Genomic DNA, 16,006 nt, shown 5'->3' on the forward strand with positions numbered 1-16,006 from the left:
CTGCAATTCAGCCCGGCCTCCCCTCTTTATATTCAGGCTATGTGGCCGACAGTGTAACACCGGGGCTGCTTCACGCCTCAATCGCGGCGGATCCTCACCCTGAGGAGCCGCCGCGACTGGGCTCAGCTCAGGCCGAGCTCGCTCCAGATACGCCGCACCTGGCGGCGCTCATCGGCAAACTGCGCGGCATCGATCACCCCGGCCTGCTTCTGCAGCGCCTGGCGGTGAGAGGCCGCGCGAAATGCCTTGTACACCTCACGCAGCAACACCGCGTCGGCGGCAGGCATCAGCCCCACTTGCTCCAGCTCTTCCAGAATGCGGATGTTATCGGTCCATCGAACCAGGCCTGTGTGGTCATGGGACCAGGCCAAAGCGGCGTATTGCACCATAAATTCGATATCGACGATACCGCCCGCATCCTGCTTGATGTCAAAGGGCATACCCGGCTCGAAGGCGTTGGGTGCGGTGCCGGCGACAGTGGCCTTCGTGCCCAGGCTGGCGCGCATCTTGGCGCGCATTTCACTGACTTCGATACGCAGCTTCTCAAGGTCGCGGGGTTGTCCCAGCACCTGCGCCCGCACCCTCTCGAACGCCTGTCCAACCCGCGGGCAGCCCACCAGCACGCGGGCACGGACCAGTGCCTGGTGCTCCCAGGTCCAGGCCTCGCTTTGCTGGTAGCGCTCGAATGCGCCCAGCGAGCTGACCAACAGGCCTGCGGCGCCTGAGGGCCGTAGACGCATGTCCACGTCATACAATTGGCCCGAGTTGGTCTGGGTGGTCAGCAGGTGAATGATGCGCTGCCCCAGCCGCGTGAAGAACTGCGCACTGTCGATAGGCTTGGCGCCGTCGGTTTCGGCCTGGGGGTCGCCATCGTGGATGAACACCAGGTCCAGGTCCGACCCATGGCCCGTTTCCAGGCCGCCAACCTTGCCGTAGCCGATGATGACGAACCCCGGGTCGCAGGGCATGCCGTCGCTGCCCATCGGTTGCCCGTGGCGGGCAACGGTCTGGCGCCAGGCCAGGGCAAGCACCTGATCGAGGATGGCCTCGGCCAGCCACGTCAGGTAGTCGCTGACCTTCATTAGCGGCAGGTTGCCACTGATTTCCGAGGCGGCCACGCGCAAGCTGTGCGCCAGTTTGAAATGACGCAGCGCCTCCATCTGTTGTTCCAGGTCATCTTCCGGAATGCGCGTGAGGCGCTCGCGCAATTCGCTGGCCAGCTCCGGTGCCAGTGGCGGGCTGAACAGGCGGCCTTCATTGAGCAACTCATCGAGCAACAAGGGGTAGCGTGCGATCTGCTCGGCAATCCATGGACTGGCGGCGCACAGGGTCAGCAGACGGCGCAGGGCACCGGGGTTTTCGGTGAGCAATACCAGGTAGGCAGAGCGCCGGGCCACGGCCTCGACCAGCGGCAGTACTCGCTCAAGCACCAGGTCGGGGTTCTCGTGCTCGACCGCCTGGGCCAGCAGTCGCGGAATGAAGGCGTCCAGCCGCTCGCGCCCAAGGCGCTGCATCGAACGCAGCTGCGGGCTGGCGCGCAGGGCCGCCAGGCGCCGCAAGGCCTCGCTTGGCAGCTTGAAGCCGGCCTCCTCCAGCTGGCGGCCGGCAGCCTCTTCATCCTGGGCCTGCTCCCACAACGGCGACCATTCACCGCCGACCACCAACTCGCTTTCGCTTTCGTCTTCGTCAGGGTCGGCGATGACCTGCCGGAAATGCCAGTCAATGCGCTCACGCCACTGGCCAAGTTGAGCCTCGAAGGCTTGCCAGTCGGCGTAGCCCAGCATGTAGGCGACACGGGCCTGATCGGTTTCGTTTTCGGGCAACATCTGCGTCTGGCGGTCGGCAATGGCCTGGATGGCGTGCTCGGTGTAGCGCAAGAATGCATAACCCTCCCGCAGCTCGGTGACCACGGCAGGGGGCAGGTAGCCTTGGCCTTCCAGGGTAGCCAGCACCTTGAGCAGAGGCCGCTGCTGCAAGCTGAGGTCGCGACCGCCGTGAATCAGCTGGAAGGCCTGGGCGATGAACTCTACTTCGCGAATGCCGCCTGCACCCAGCTTGATGTTGTCGGCCATGCCCTTGCGCCGCACTTCCTGCTGAATCAGCTGCTTCATGGTGCGCAGGGCTTCGATGGCCGAGAAATCCAGGTACCGCCGGTAGACGAACGGGCGCAGCATGTCCTGCAGCTGAGCGCCGGCGGCCTGATCGCCTGCCACTACCCGTGCCTTGATCATGGCATAGCGTTCCCAGTCGCGGCCCTGGTCCTGGTAATACTGCTCCAGCGCGTTGAAGCTGAGCACCAGTGCACCGGACGACCCGTAAGGGCGCAGGCGCATGTCGACGCGAAACACGAAGCCATCGACCGTGACCGGGTCCAGGGCCTTGATCAGGCGCTGACCCAGGCGGGTGAAGAACTCCTGGTTGTCCAGCGAGCGTTTCACGCCTTCGGTTTCGCCGCCTTCGGGGAATGCGAAGATCAAGTCGATGTCCGAGGAGAGGTTCAGCTCGCGTGCACCGAGCTTGCCCATGCCCAGCACCACCATGTGTTGTGGGTGGCCGCTGCGGTTGCCGATCGGCGTGCCGAATTGCTGGCAGTGCCGTGGGTACAACCACTGGTAGGCCTCGTCGATGGCGGCATCGGCCAGGTCGGAGAGATCGCGGCAGGTCTCACCGAGATCGGCCTGGCGGGTAATGTCACGCCAGATGATGCGTACCTGCTGGCGGTTGCGCTCGCGACGCAGGTTGCGGGCAAGCTCGTCCTCGCTTTGAGCCGCCTGGGCAACCTTGGCAACATGGCCGCGCAGCTCGCCTGGCCCGTAGCTGCGCTCCAGCTCGCCGCTGTGCATCAGCCCGCAGAGCAGGCCCGGGTCGCGCTGCACCTGGGTCAGCACGAAGTCGCTGACGGCCGCCACCTGGTCGAACTGCCGAGCATGCCGCTCGCTCCAACTGCCCAGGTCCAGTTCGGGGTGTGCGGCTACCGCCTCGTGAAGAAACTGTTGGTTGCGCAGGGTCAGTGGTTGAAGAACGGCAGGCAGCTGGCAAGGCAAAGGCAGGCGCATGGGCTATCCTTGATCGGCGTGAAATGGATGAGGAAAGGCGGCCAAGGGAAAGCCGGACCACGGTTGGACTGTCATACAAAAGTTGGAAATAGCTGAAAACATCGAATTCGTGGCATGGAACATCAACAGTTATCCGTTCGTGGAACATTGCCAACCAACATGAACGTTTTTCCTCACAAGCCAGGATGCGACCAAACGTCGCACAAATGTAGTTTTACTACTGTGTCTGTCGCGCAAAAGCATGAAATGCGAAAGCAAATGTAGTAAAACTACACGGCGCCGGACGAAGATCCCGGTAATCCAAGAATTCACGACGTCTGCCCATAAGGCCAGTCGCAATCTCAGGCAATCGATTCTGGTTGCCTTTCCGCCCTGGAGCAAGCCATGCAAGACCTCGATCCAATCGAAACCCAGGAATGGCTGGATGCCCTGGAGTCGGTCCTCGACAAAGAAGGCGAAGACCGCGCTCATTACCTGATGACCCGTATGGGCGAGCTGGCCACCCGCAGTGGCTCCCAGCTGCCATATGCGATCACCACGCCATACCGCAACACCATCCCTGTCACCCACGAAGCACGCATGCCTGGCGACCTGTTCATGGAACGCCGCATTCGCTCGATGGTGCGTTGGAACGCCCTGGCCATGGTCGTGCGCACCAACCTGAAAGACTCGGACCTGGGCGGACACATCTCCAGCTTCGCCTCCAGCGCCACCCTGTACGACATCGGCTTCAACTATTTCTTCCAGGCGCCGACCGAAGAGCACGGCGGCGATCTGATCTTCTTCCAGGGCCACGCCTCGCCGGGCGTCTACGCCCGCGCCTTCATGGAAGGCCGCATCAGCGAAGAGCAGATGAACAACTTCCGCCAGGAAGTCGATGGCAACGGCCTGTCCTCGTACCCACACCCTTGGCTGATGCCTGACTTCTGGCAGTTCCCGACCGTTTCGATGGGTCTGGGCCCGATCCAGGCTATCTACCAGGCACGCTTCATGAAGTACCTGGAAGCCCGTGGGTTCATTCCGGCAGGCAAGCAGAAAGTCTGGTGCTTCATGGGCGACGGCGAGTGCGACGAGCCCGAATCCCTGGGCGCAATCGCCCTGGCCGGCCGCGAGAAGCTGGACAACCTGATCTTCGTCATCAACTGCAACCTGCAGCGCCTCGACGGCCCGGTTCGCGGCAACGGCAAGATCATCCAGGAACTCGAAGGCGTGTTCCGCGGCGGTGGCTGGAACGTCAACAAAGTGGTCTGGGGTCGCTTCTGGGATCTGCTGCTGGCCAAGGACACCAACGGTGCCCTGCAACGCCGTATGGACGAAGTCATCGACGGCGAGTACCAGAACTACAAGGCCAAAGACGGCGCTTACGTGCGTGAGCACTTCTTCAACACCCCAGAGCTCAAGGCCATGGTCGAAGACCTGTCCGACGACGAGATCTGGAAGCTCAACCGTGGCGGCCACGACCCGTACAAGGTCTATGCGGCCTACCACCAGGCGGTCAACCACAAGGACCAGCCTACCGTCATCCTGGCCAAGACCATCAAGGGTTACGGTACCGGTGCCGGCGAAGCCAAGAATACCGCGCACAACACCAAGAAGGTCGATGTCGACAGCCTGCGTCACTTCCGTGACCGCTTCGATATTCCCGTCAAGGATGCGGACCTGGAGAACCTGCCGTTCTACAAGCCCGAAGAAGGTTCTGCCGAGGCCCGTTACCTGGCCGAGCGGCGTGCAGCCCTGGGCGGCTTCGTGCCCCAGCGCCGCGCCAAGAGCTTCAGCGTGCCGACCCCGCCTCTGGAAACCCTCAAGGCGATCCTGGACGGCTCGGGCGACCGCGAAATTTCCACTACCATGGCGTTCGTGCGCATCCTGGCGCAGTTGGTCAAGGACAAGGAAATCGGTCAGCGCATCGTGCCGATCATCCCTGACGAAGCCCGTACCTTCGGCATGGAAGGCATGTTCCGCCAGTTGGGCATCTACTCGTCGGTTGGCCAGCTCTACGAGCCGGTCGACAAGGACCAGGTGATGTTCTACCGCGAGGACAAGAAAGGCCAGATCCTCGAAGAAGGCATCAACGAAGCCGGCGCCATGTCGTCGTTCATCGCTGCCGGTACTTCGTACAGCTGCCACAACCAGCCGATGCTGCCGTTCTACATCTTCTACTCGATGTTCGGCTTCCAGCGTATCGGCGACCTGGCCTGGGCCGCTGGCGACAGTCGTACCCGTGGCTTCCTGATCGGCGGCACCGCCGGCCGTACCACGCTCAACGGCGAAGGCCTGCAGCACGAGGACGGTCACAGCCACATGATGGCCGGTACCATCCCGAACTGCCGCACCTATGATCCAACCTACGGCTACGAGCTGGCGGTGATCATCCAGGACGGCATGAAGAAGATGACCGAAGAACAACAGGACATCTTCTACTACATCACCGTGATGAACGAGTCCTACCAGCAGCCAGCCATTCCGGCCGGTGCCGAGGAAGGCATCATCAAGGGCATGTACCTGCTCGAGGAAGACACTCGCGAAGCCGCACACCACGTGCAGCTGATGGGTTCGGGCACCATCCTGCGCGAAGTGCGCGAAGCGGCGAAGATTCTGCGTGAAGAGTTCAACGTCGGTGCCGACGTGTGGAGCGTCACCAGCTTCAACGAACTGCGTCGCGACGGCCTGGCCGTGGAACGTGCCAACCGCCTCAAGCCTGGCCAGAAGCCACAGCAGACCTACGTCGAGCAGTGCCTGAGCGGCCGCAAGGGGCCAGTCATCGCTTCCACCGACTACATGAAGCTGTTCGCCGAGCAGATCCGCCAGTGGGTGCCGAGCAAAGAGTTCAAGGTCCTGGGTACCGACGGTTACGGTCGCAGCGACAGCCGCAAGAAGCTGCGTCACTTCTTCGAAGTAGACCGTCACTTCGTGGTACTGGCTGCCCTGGAAGCGCTGGCTGACCGTGGCGAGATCGAACCCAAGGTTGTGGCTGACGCCATCGTCAAGTTCGGCATCGACCCGGACAAGCGCAACCCATTGGACTGCTGAGGAGTATTTTTAAGTGAGCGAACTCATTCGCGTACCTGACATCGGCAGCGGTGAAGGTGAAATCATCGAGCTGTTCGTCAAGGTCGGTGACCGTATCGAGGCTGACCAAAGCCTGCTGACCCTGGAGTCCGACAAGGCCTCCATGGAAATTCCGGCGCCAAAGGCCGGCATCGTCAAGGAATTGAAAGTCAAGCTGGGTGATCGCCTGAAAGAAGGCGACGAACTGCTGGTTCTGGAAGCCGAGGGTGCCGCTGATGCGGCCCCTGAGGCACCTGCGGCCGAACAGAAGCCAGCACAGGCCGAAGCGGCCGCACCGGCACCTGCTGCCGAGGCCGCGCCAGCACCCGCTGCTGCCCCGGCTGCCGCTAGCGTGCAGGACATCCACGTGCCGGACATTGGCTCGTCGGGTAAGGCCAAGATCATCGAAGTGCTGGTCAAGGCAGGCGATACCGTCGAAGCCGATCAGTCGCTGATCACCCTGGAGTCCGACAAGGCCTCCATGGAAATCCCTTCGCCTGCCGCTGGCGTGGTCAAGGAAGTCATTGCCAAGCTTGACGACGAAGTGGGCACCGGCGACCTGATCCTCAAGCTGGAAATTGCAGGCGCAGCGCCTGCCCCAGCGCAGGCTCCAGCCGCCGCTGCACCGGCCAAGACCGAAGCCGCACCTGCCCCTGCCGCTGCTGCCCCGGCTGCCGCTGCGCCTGCCCCAGCTGCAACCGCCCCGGCTGCCGGCAACAACGCCAAGGTGCATGCCGGCCCAGCCGTGCGTCAGCTGGCCCGTGAGTTCGGCGTAGAGCTCGGTGCCGTGGCAGCGACCGGCCCACACGGCCGCATCCTGAAAGAAGACGTGCAGGTTTACGTCAAGGCCATGATGCAGAAGGCCAAGGAAGCGCCGGCAGCTGCCGGTGCAACCGGCGGCGCTGGCATTCCGCCGATTCCGGTGGTCGATTTCAGCAAGTTCGGTGAAGTCGAAGAAGTGGCCATGACCCGCCTGATGCAGGTCGGTGCTGCCAACCTGCACCGCAGCTGGCTGAACGTGCCGCACGTTACCCAGTTCGACTCCGCTGACATCACTGAGCTCGAAGCCTTCCGCGTTGCCCAGAAAGCCGTCGCAGAAAAGGCCGGCGTCAAGCTGACCGTCCTGCCGCTGCTGCTCAAGGCCTGCGCCTTCCTGCTCAAGGAACTGCCAGACTTCAACAGCTCGCTGGCACCAAGCGGCAAAGCGGTCATCCGCAAGAAATACGTGCACATCGGTTTTGCCGTGGACACGCCCGATGGCCTGCTGGTACCGGTAATCAAGAACGTCGACCAGAAGAGCCTGCTGCAGCTGGCTGGCGAAGCGGCTGCACTGGCCGAGAAGGCGCGCACCAAGAAGCTGTCGGCGGACGAGATGCAGGGCGCCTGCTTCACCATCTCCAGCCTTGGTCACATTGGCGGCACCGGCTTCACGCCGATCGTCAACGCCCCCGAGGTAGCCATCCTGGGCGTCTCCAAGGCGACCATGCAGCCTGTCTGGGACGGCAAGGCCTTCCAGCCCAAGCTGATGCTGCCGCTGTCGCTGTCGTACGATCACCGTGTGATCAACGGCGCCGCCGCTGCGCGCTTCACCAAGCGTCTGGGCGATGTGCTGGGCGATATCCGCACCATGCTGCTGTAAGGCAGCGCACTGCCCCTCCTGGTGAGGGGCAGCTTCTTTTTCGAGCTGCCACGCTCGTACCTCAACCCCGTCGATTGACGGGGCTTTTTTTGCCTGGAGCAAAGTAGGCGTTGAGCGGGAACAGGATGGTCCCGGCGCACCGCCGCGTTGCCGAGCATCGCTGCAAACCCGCACTGAACAGCCGTCCTACAGATTTCGTGGTGTCGGCCGATAACCCTGTTACAGCTTCGTACATGGCCGCTTGCCAGCTATAGGGACATGATGCAACCTTGCCAGATTCGACGCGGTCCAACGGGCGCGTTCCCTCTTCAAGCGAGTCTTCGATGAAAAGCCAACCCGATGCTGGCAACCGTGTGACGGGCGAGGTCGTCACGCAGTTACCCGTGCCCTCGCGGTTGGGCATGCTGCGCTTCGAAAGGCTCAACGAAGCCAGTTGGTCGCTGCTCTACCTGGACCCAGCCTGCGAGCGCCAGTTCGGCGTTCATGCCAGTGACCTCTGCGCGCTGGTCGATGCCCCTTACGCCAGCCTCATGGAACCTGAGGCCCGCTACCGACTGCATGACGACATCCAGCTGCAACTGTCGCAACGCGGCTATTACCGTGTGCGCTACACGCTGCACACGCCAGGCGCCTCCGTGCGCATGCTGGAGGTCGGCGAAGTTTTCAAAAAGCATGCCCGCCAGTTGTTGTGTGGTTACCTGAGCGTACTCGACGATCACCCGGAAGACACGGGCGAGACCGCCAGTGACCTGGAGTCACGCAACAACCGCCTGCAGTTGGCCCTGCAACTGAACCAGCGTGCCCAGCGTGAGCAGCTCGAGCACCTGGAGCGCGTGCGCAGCCAGCAGGACCTCATCCTGCGCCTGGCCCGTCAACGCTACAGCGCCGAGAACTCGTTGCTCGAAGCCGCCGAACTGATCACCCGCAGCGCTTGTGAGATCTACAAGATCGACTGCGCCGGTATCTGGCACTTGGAAGGCCAACGGCTTGAGCCGATCACCGCCTGGTACAGCGACGTGCAAGCGCACCGCCAGCCCGAGGCCATCGACGCCAGCCATTTCCCGGATTACCTCGAGGCCCTGCATGCCAGCCGTGCGATCGACGCGCACAACGCCGGGCACGATCCCCGTACACGTGCATTAATGCAGAGCCTGGGGCCTGGCAACAAGGCGATGCTCGATGCCAGCATTCGCGTCGACGGACAAGTGGTGGGCGTCTTGTGCCTGGAACAGGCCGGCCAGCCACGCGCCTGGCAGTCCGATGAGATCGCCTTTGCCGGTGAGCTGGCCGACCAGTTCGCCCAGGTCATCACCAACCACAACCGCCGTGCGGCGGCCAGTGCGCTGCACCTGTTCCAACGCGCCGTGGAGCAGAGCGCCAGTGCCTTCCTGCTGGTGAACCGGGATGGGCAGGTTGAGTATGTGAACCCGAGCTTCACTGCCATCACCCAATACAGCACCGAGGAAGTGCAAGGGCGTCACCTGGGTGAATTGCCCGCCCTTGAGAACCTCAACGAGCTGCTGTTCGACTCACCTTCGAGCCTGGCCATGGGTAACAGCTGGCAGGGCGAATTCAAGAGCCGGCGCAAGAACCTGGAGCCCTATTGGGGGCAGCTGTCGATTTCCAAGGTGTATGGTGACAACCGCGAGCTGACCCATTACATCGGCATCTACGAAGATGTCACCCAGAGCAAGCTTGCGCAGCAGCGCATCGAGCGGCTGGCCTACACCGACAACCTGACCAACTTGGGTAACCGTCCGGCGTTCATCCGCAGCCTGGATGAATGCTTCGCCCGGGATGTGCAGAATCCGATGTGCCTGCTGCTGGTGGACATCGACAACTTCAAGCGCATCAACGACAGTCTGGGCCATCACACGGGCGACAAGCTGCTCATCAGCCTGGCCAGGCGCCTGCGCAACAGCCTGCATGCCGGCGGCATCCTGGCCCGATTTGCCAGCAACGAGTTTGCCGTGTTGCTCGACGACACCAGCCTGGAGGCTGGCCAGGGGGTTGCGCAACAATTGTTGCGCACCCTCGACAAGCCAATGTTCGTCGACAACCAGCTGATCAATGTCACTGCATCGGTGGGCCTGGCCAGCGCTCCCCAGCATGGTGCCGACCCCACCAGCCTGATGAAAAACGCCGGGTTGGCACTGCACAAGGCCAAGGCCAACGGCAAGCACCAGGTGCAGGTGTTCACTGAGGTCCTCAACGCCGAAGCCAGCTACAAACTGTTCGTCGAGAACAACCTGCGCCGCGCATTGACCCAGAACGAGCTGGAGGTGTTCTACCAGCCCAAGCTGTGCCTGCGCAGCGGCCGGCTGCTGGGCCTGGAAGCCCTGCTGCGCTGGAACCATCCCGAACGGGGGATGATCCGGCCTGACCAGTTCATCAGCGTGGCCGAAGAAACCGGTCTGATCATCCCCATCGGCAAATGGGTGGTGCGCCAGTCGTGCCGCATGAGCAACGAACTGCGTGCAGCGGGGCTTGGCAACCTGCGCGTTGCGATCAACCTGTCGCCCAAGCAGTTTTCCGACCCTGATCTGGTCGCCTCGATCAGTAGCATCATCAGGGAAGAAGGCTTGCCTGCGCACCAACTGGAGCTGGAGCTGACCGAAGGGTTGCTGCTCGAAGCCAGTGAGGACACCCATCGGCAACTCGACGAACTCAAGGCATTGGGCCTGACCCTGGCCATGGATGACTTCGGCACCGGTTACTCCTCGCTGAGCTACCTGAAGAAGTTTCCGATCGACATCCTCAAGATCGACCGCAGCTTCATCAAGGACATCCCCGACAACCAGGACGACATGGAAATCACCTCGGCGGTGATCGCCATGGCCCACAACCTCAAGCTGAAGGTGGTGGCCGAGGGCATTGAAACTCCTGCGCAGCTGGGTTTCCTGCGTCGACACCGGTGTGACATCGGGCAGGGCTATCTGTTTGACCGGCCTATCCCGGGGCGAGAGCTGGCAGAGCGCCTGCAACGCTACCCGCGAGGCCCAGCCGCCTGACATCAGCGCAAACCTCGGGCACACTAGAAACCATTCGGGCTGCATCGCAGGCTGGTCCGTCCTCACAGATCGCGCAGGTCATGTGATCGGGAGCGGACTTGTCGGCGATAGCCCTGACGCTACCCAACTGAATAGACACAGAGGAACGGCCATGGTCCTGCGTTCGGAAATACTGGTGAACAAAAATGTCATGCCCACTGCGGAGCAGGCCCTGCCTGGCCGCGAAACGCCGATGAGCCTGCCCGAGTTCCACTACGTGTTCAAGGAGACGCCGCTGCTTGGGCCATTCTTCGAGGACGTGGATTTCGCGATTTTCGGCCTGGGGTGTTTCTGGGGCGCGGAGCGCCGATTCTGGCAGCGTGAGGGGGTGGTCAGTACCGTTGTGGGTTATGCCGGCGGCTTTACGCCGAACCCGACCTACGAAGAGGTCTGCTCAGGCCTGACCGGGCACACCGAAGTGGTGCTGGTGGTCTTCGACAAGAGCAAAGTGAGCTACGGTGAACTGCTGACCATGTTCTGGGAACTGCACAACCCGACCCAGGGCATGCGCCAGGGCAACGATGTCGGCACGCAGTACCGCTCGGCCATCTACTGCACCAGCCCCGAACAGCTGGAACAGGCCAAGGCCAGCCGCGACGCTTTCCAGGCCGAACTGAGCAAGGCTGGCTTCGGCGAAATCACCACTGAAATCGACCAGGCACCGACGGTGTACTTCGCCGAGGCCTACCATCAGCAGTACCTGGCCAAGAACCCGGACGGCTACTGCGGTATCGGTGGTACGGGCGTGTGCATGCCGGCCAGTTTGCAAGGAAACTGAGCATGAGCACCATGACCCTGTTCCACTCGCCCCTGTCGCCATTCGTACGCAAGGTCATGGTGGTGTTGCACGAGACCGGCCAACTGGACCGAGTGGCGCTTGAGCCTGTGAACATCAGCCCGGTCAACGGGGACGAGCAGCTCAACGCCGGCAATCCCATTGGCAAGATTCCGGCGCTGCGCCTGGCAGACGGTACCGTGCTGCACGACAGCCGGGTGATCTGCGAGTACCTGGATCAGCAACATGTGGGGTTGCCGCTGCTGCCCCGTGAAGGCTCTGCTCGCTGGCGACGCATGACGCTGGTCTCCCAGGCGGATGCCATTCTGGATGCGGCCGTCTCGAGCCGCTACGAAACATTCGTGCGACCGGTCGAGAAACGTTGGGATGGATGGCTGGAGGCGCAGGGGGACAAGATCCGCCGTAGCCTGGCCAACCTTGAGCAAGCCCACCTGGCGGAGCTGATGTCAGGGTTCGACTTGGCCGCGATCGGCGTGGCTTGCGCATTGGGGTACCTGGACTTGCGCCAGCCTACGTTCGGCTGGCGTGAGCGCCAGCCTGGCCTGGCAGCCTGGTATGCCGAGGTGAGCACGCGGCCTTCGATGGTGGCAACGGCACCGGGTGCCTGACAGACGGCCAGTGGAGCGGCAGCAACAACGCGCCTGCTCAGGCAATGATGATCAGCAGTCAGGCTTGCCAGCGGTGAATCGTTTTGCCGGATTCACCGCGCCCTTGAACTCGCGCAGCGCCTTGGCACCCACCAACAGCGGGTAGTTGAAGTTGCTGCGATCCACCAGGTTGACCTCCACGGTTCGCTTCACGTCTCCCAGGCACAGTTCCAGGTCTACCACCGGGCGCTTGGCACTCTCGGGTGTATCGCCCTCATCCTCGTCATCGGCACGGCCCTTGATCTTGCTGATACGCGAGACCTGGTGCTCGTACACCTTGCCGTCGGCATCCTTGGTCGCCAGGCGGAAACGTACCCACTCCTGCCCATCGCGGGTGAACAACTCGATGTCCTTGGCCGACAGCGACGCCGTATAGGCGCCAGTATCCATCTTGGCCTTGAGCGTCTGGCCAATCTCCGGCAGCGCGATATTCTCGTAGCGCCCGTACAGCGTAGGTTCGGCGGCCATCACCGGTAGCGTCAACAACGTCAGCACGGCAAACAGTGATTTCACAAGCAAGCTTCCTTGATCGATTTACGGGTTAGACCGCACAAGCAGCCCAGGTTCGCGGTCCAAAGCCTAACCAACATAATGTGAAACATTTGTCCGTGCCGCCGGGCATTGGAGGTTTGGCGTAGTCCGCAAGCCTGCTTATCATTGCCGATCGTTATGGTTCTGACAGAAAGAGTCTCCTTATGCGTCGCGTGCTGACCGGCATACTTACAGCCACCTTGCTGCTGCTCAACACCTTGGTGTTGATCGGGCCCCTGCTGGTGTTCGCCTTGTTCAAACTGGTGCTGCCTGGCCGTGGGCGCGACCGTGCATCAGGGGCCGTGATGTGGGTGGCCGAAACCTGGTCGGAAATCGACAAAGCCATCTTTGCCTTGTGCACACCCACCCAATGGGACATTCGCGGTATCGAAAACCTGCGCCGTGACACCTCGTACCTTGCGATCAGCAATCACCAGAGCTGGGTGGACATTCCCGCCTTGATCGAGAGCCTCAACCGGCGCACCCCCTTCTTCAAGTTCTTCCTGAAGAAGGAATTGATCTGGGTGCCGCTGCTGGGCCTGGCATGGTGGGGCCTGGACTATCCGTTCATGAAGCGCTACAGCAAGGCCTTTCTGGAGAAGCACCCCGAGCTCAAGGGCAAGGATCTGGAAATCACCAAGGCTGCCTGCGAGCTGTTCAAGCGCCAACCGGTAACCGTGGTCAATTACCTGGAAGGCACCCGCTTCACCGAGGCCAAGCGCCAGGCGCAACAATCACCCTACCGCCATCTGCTAAAGCCCAAGGCCGGTGGCGTGGCGTTCGTGCTCGCAGCGCTGGGTGAGCAGCTCGATGCGTTGCTGGACGTCACCATTGTGTACCCAGGCGACAAGGCGCCAGGTTTCTGGGACTTGCTCAATGGCAGTGTCAGCCGGGTAATTATCGACATTCAGGTGCGCGAGCTCGACCCAGCGCTGTGGGCGGGCGATTACGAAAGCGATCCTGTTTTCCGTCAGACAGTGCAGGCGTGGGTGAACCAGCTGTGGCTGGAAAAGGATGAGCGGATCGAGCGGTTGCGTTGGGAATGAATGCATTTTGTTGCTTCTGTGGCTCTAGCGCCGGCAAGCCGGGGCCTGAAGGATCATGACAGCCATCGGGACATTCAGGCGGTAGGGCTACTTGACGCTGGAACAGCCTGCCAATGCCCGCCAAGCTTTTTTTCGGCCTCCTGATACTTCTTGTCACACACCCCTTTTGTGGATAAAGATCGATCACAGACAACTACAAAAAACTCTGGATCGACCGATGACCCAACCATCAAGCTCAGCCCCACCCCAACTACGTCGAGTTCTGGGCCTTCCTGCCCTGGTATTCTTCGGCCTGGTGTACATGGTCCCGCTGACCATTTTCACCACCTACGGCATCGTCACCGAGCTTACCGGTGGCCGCACGTCAGGCGCCTATCTGATCACGCTGATGGCCATGCTGTTCACAGCCGCGTCCTACAGTTTCATGGTCAAACGCTTCCCGGTCGCAGGTTCGGCCTACTCCTACACCCACATGGCTTTCGGCCAGAACACAGGCTTTCTGGCGGGCTGGTCGCTGCTGCTCGACTACCTGTTCCTGCCGATGATCAACTACCTGCTCATCGGTCTGTTCCTGAATATCGCCTTCCCAGCAGTGCCGGCCTGGGCTTTCGTCCTCGCCTGCATCGCCTTGGTGACCGTCCTCAACGTGCTCGGTATCAGCTCGGTGGCCAAGACCAGCAACCTGATCGTGGGTGCGCAAATCGTCTTCATTGGGGTGTTCATCGCGCTGTCCTGGCAGACCCTCAACCACGGCCAGCCCATCGACTGGCTGGCGCCGCTGCACGGTGACGGTAGCGCACCTGGCTTTGGTCCGATGATGGCAGGCGCGGCAGTGCTATGCCTGTCCTTCCTGGGGTTCGATGCCGTTTCCACCCTGGCCGAAGAAAGCCGCGATGCTCGGCGTGACGTGCCTCGGGCGATCATCCTCACCACGCTGTTCGCCGGCCTGCTGTTCACCGTGCTGGCCTATGTGAGCCAACTGGTGCTGCCAGGCAGCACCTTCGCCAATGCCGATGCTGCTGCGAATGAGGTCATGCTCAAGGCAGGCGGGCAGTTCCTGGCCAACTTCTTCACTGCCGCTTATGTCGCCGGCAGCCTCGGCTCGGCCTTGGCCTCCCAGGCCGCAGTGTCGCGCATCCTCTACACCATGGGCCGTGACCGGGTGCTGCCGCAGCGCACGTTCGGTCACCTGTCGCCACGCCTCGGCACACCGGTATTCGCCATCGTGGTGGTGTCGGCGTTCTCACTGCTGGCGCTGGTGATCGACTTGTCCACCCTGGCCTCGCTGATCAGCTTCGGCGCCTTGGTGGCGTTCTCGGCGGTGAACCTGGCGGTGGTGAAGACGCATCTGATGGACGATGCCAGCCTGCGCACTGCGAAGGGGCTATTGAGCTATGGCGTAGTGCCACTGGTGGGCTTGGGATTGACGCTGTGGCTGTGGACCAGTCTGTCGGCGCTGACCTTGGTGATTGGCCTGTGCTGGTTTGCGCTGGGGCTGGCATACCTGGCAGTGCTGACCGCCGGCTTCCGCCGCCCGGTGCGCCTGGTGGAATTCACCGAGGCTGCCTGACCCAATCATATCGCGGCCTGCGCGGCCCCTTGAGCGGCCTTGCCGGGGCGCCGGACCGGTCGGAAAGGGCCGCGCAGCTGTCCCGGCAATCTCCGAGGCGAAGCTGAAATTCCGGAGCCGCTACGCCAGGGCGGCTCCCCTGAAGTAGTCTGAAGCCAGCGGCGTGCACTAGTAATTCTGTTAGTTGTACCTGGCGCTCTAAAGCGCCAAGACTTAGGCTTACCGACTTGCAAGGCCAAACCCTATGTCAGCAGCGATGCATGCCTATAGCCCTTACGGGTACCACCAAAACCAAGCAAGCCCTGCATCCATGCTTGGCTTCAATGGTGAGCGGTACGAGCCGTTTACTTATGGATATGCCTTGGGTCAAGGCTACCGTTGCTATCGCCCGACATTGATGCGTTTCCAAGAGCCAGACGACCTCAGTCCGTTTCTAGAAGGAGGGTTTAATACCTATGTTTATTGCAAGGGTGATCCCGTTAATTACCAAGACGACTCAGGGCATGCTCCGACGCCAGCGCAACTGAATGCGGCCATCAATAAGCTGAAGCCTGTTCAATCGGGCCGTGCCAAACAGCAACCCTCTACCAGAATAAATAGGCGCAACGAGCAACCCGCCGCCC

10 protein-coding genes are annotated in these 16,006 nt (G+C 61.9%); 8 read left to right on the forward strand and 2 right to left on the reverse strand.

What is annotated here, in order from left to right; genetic code table 11:
• Window positions 1-122: 122 nt before the first annotated feature.
• A complete protein-coding gene (gene glnE / locus ACK59L_RS05215; RefSeq protein ID WP_409272254.1) occupies window positions 123-3,056 on the reverse strand; it encodes a bifunctional [glutamate--ammonia ligase]-adenylyl-L-tyrosine phosphorylase/[glutamate--ammonia-ligase] adenylyltransferase in 2,934 nt (977 codons plus the stop codon).
• A gap of 384 nt (window positions 3,057-3,440) precedes the next feature.
• Here glnE and aceE point away from each other — a divergent pair, with 384 nt between their 5' ends.
• The 5 genes from aceE (at window position 3,441) to ACK59L_RS05240 (ending at window position 12,197) form a co-directional block, all read left to right on the forward strand.
• Window positions 3,441-6,086, forward strand: coding sequence for a pyruvate dehydrogenase (acetyl-transferring), homodimeric type (gene aceE, locus ACK59L_RS05220; RefSeq protein ID WP_409272256.1), 2,646 nt, complete (start codon window positions 3,441-3,443; stop codon window positions 6,084-6,086).
• Window positions 6,087-6,099: 13 nt separating this feature from the next.
• Window positions 6,100-7,743: a dihydrolipoyllysine-residue acetyltransferase gene (gene aceF, locus ACK59L_RS05225; protein WP_409272258.1), complete on the forward strand. Its 1,644-nt coding sequence runs from the start codon at window positions 6,100-6,102 to the stop codon at window positions 7,741-7,743.
• 323 nt (window positions 7,744-8,066) lie between these two features.
• On the forward strand, window positions 8,067-10,754 hold the full coding sequence (locus ACK59L_RS05230) for a putative bifunctional diguanylate cyclase/phosphodiesterase (protein WP_409272260.1): 2,688 nt from the start codon (window positions 8,067-8,069) through the stop codon (window positions 10,752-10,754).
• 151 nt (window positions 10,755-10,905) lie between these two features.
• Window positions 10,906-11,571, forward strand: coding sequence for a peptide-methionine (S)-S-oxide reductase MsrA (gene msrA, locus ACK59L_RS05235; RefSeq protein WP_058639072.1), 666 nt, complete (start codon window positions 10,906-10,908; stop codon window positions 11,569-11,571).
• Between the two features lie 2 nt (window positions 11,572-11,573).
• Window positions 11,574-12,197 carry a glutathione S-transferase gene (locus ACK59L_RS05240; RefSeq protein WP_409272262.1) on the forward strand — a complete coding sequence of 208 codons (624 nt, stop codon included), beginning with the start codon at window positions 11,574-11,576 and terminating at the stop codon, window positions 12,195-12,197.
• Window positions 12,198-12,248: 51 nt separating this feature from the next.
• Here ACK59L_RS05240 and ACK59L_RS05245 read toward each other — a convergent pair whose 3' ends face one another.
• Window positions 12,249-12,749, reverse strand: a complete 501-nt coding sequence (locus tag ACK59L_RS05245; RefSeq protein WP_058602983.1) for an ATP-dependent zinc protease — start codon at window positions 12,747-12,749, stop codon at window positions 12,249-12,251.
• Window positions 12,750-12,931: 182 nt separating this feature from the next.
• Here ACK59L_RS05245 and ACK59L_RS05250 point away from each other — a divergent pair, with 182 nt between their 5' ends.
• The 3 genes from ACK59L_RS05250 to ACK59L_RS05260 form a co-directional block, all read left to right on the forward strand.
• Window positions 12,932-13,813, forward strand: coding sequence for an acyltransferase (locus tag ACK59L_RS05250; RefSeq protein WP_196134794.1), 882 nt, complete (start codon window positions 12,932-12,934; stop codon window positions 13,811-13,813).
• 217 nt (window positions 13,814-14,030) lie between these two features.
• Entirely contained in the window at window positions 14,031-15,383 is a 1,353-nt protein-coding gene (locus ACK59L_RS05255; protein WP_409272265.1) for an APC family permease, read from the forward strand.
• 310 nt (window positions 15,384-15,693) lie between these two features.
• The coding region (locus ACK59L_RS05260) for an RHS repeat-associated core domain-containing protein (protein ID WP_409272267.1) at window positions 15,694-16,006 on the forward strand (313 nt) is incomplete at its 3' end.

Origin of the sequence: Pseudomonas sp. KCJK9111 (assembly GCF_046231935.1) — a bacterium.
GTDB classification, from domain to species: domain Bacteria; phylum Pseudomonadota; class Gammaproteobacteria; order Pseudomonadales; family Pseudomonadaceae; genus Aquipseudomonas; species Aquipseudomonas parafulva_B.

Coding starts and splice junctions, on each gene's coding strand:
- ACK59L_RS05250 (WP_196134794.1), top strand. CDS start 12,932: ATGCGTCGCGTGCTGACCGGCATACTTACAGCCACCTTGCTGCTGCTC.
- msrA (WP_058639072.1), top strand. CDS start 10,906: ATGGTCCTGCGTTCGGAAATACTGGTGAACAAAAATGTCATGCCCACT.
- aceE (WP_409272256.1), top strand. CDS start 3,441: ATGCAAGACCTCGATCCAATCGAAACCCAGGAATGGCTGGATGCCCTG.
- ACK59L_RS05255 (WP_409272265.1), top strand. CDS start 14,031: ATGACCCAACCATCAAGCTCAGCCCCACCCCAACTACGTCGAGTTCTG.
- ACK59L_RS05240 (WP_409272262.1), top strand. CDS start 11,574: ATGAGCACCATGACCCTGTTCCACTCGCCCCTGTCGCCATTCGTACGC.
- ACK59L_RS05230 (WP_409272260.1), top strand. CDS start 8,067: ATGAAAAGCCAACCCGATGCTGGCAACCGTGTGACGGGCGAGGTCGTC.
- glnE (WP_409272254.1), bottom strand. CDS start 3,056: ATGCGCCTGCCTTTGCCTTGCCAGCTGCCTGCCGTTCTTCAACCACTG.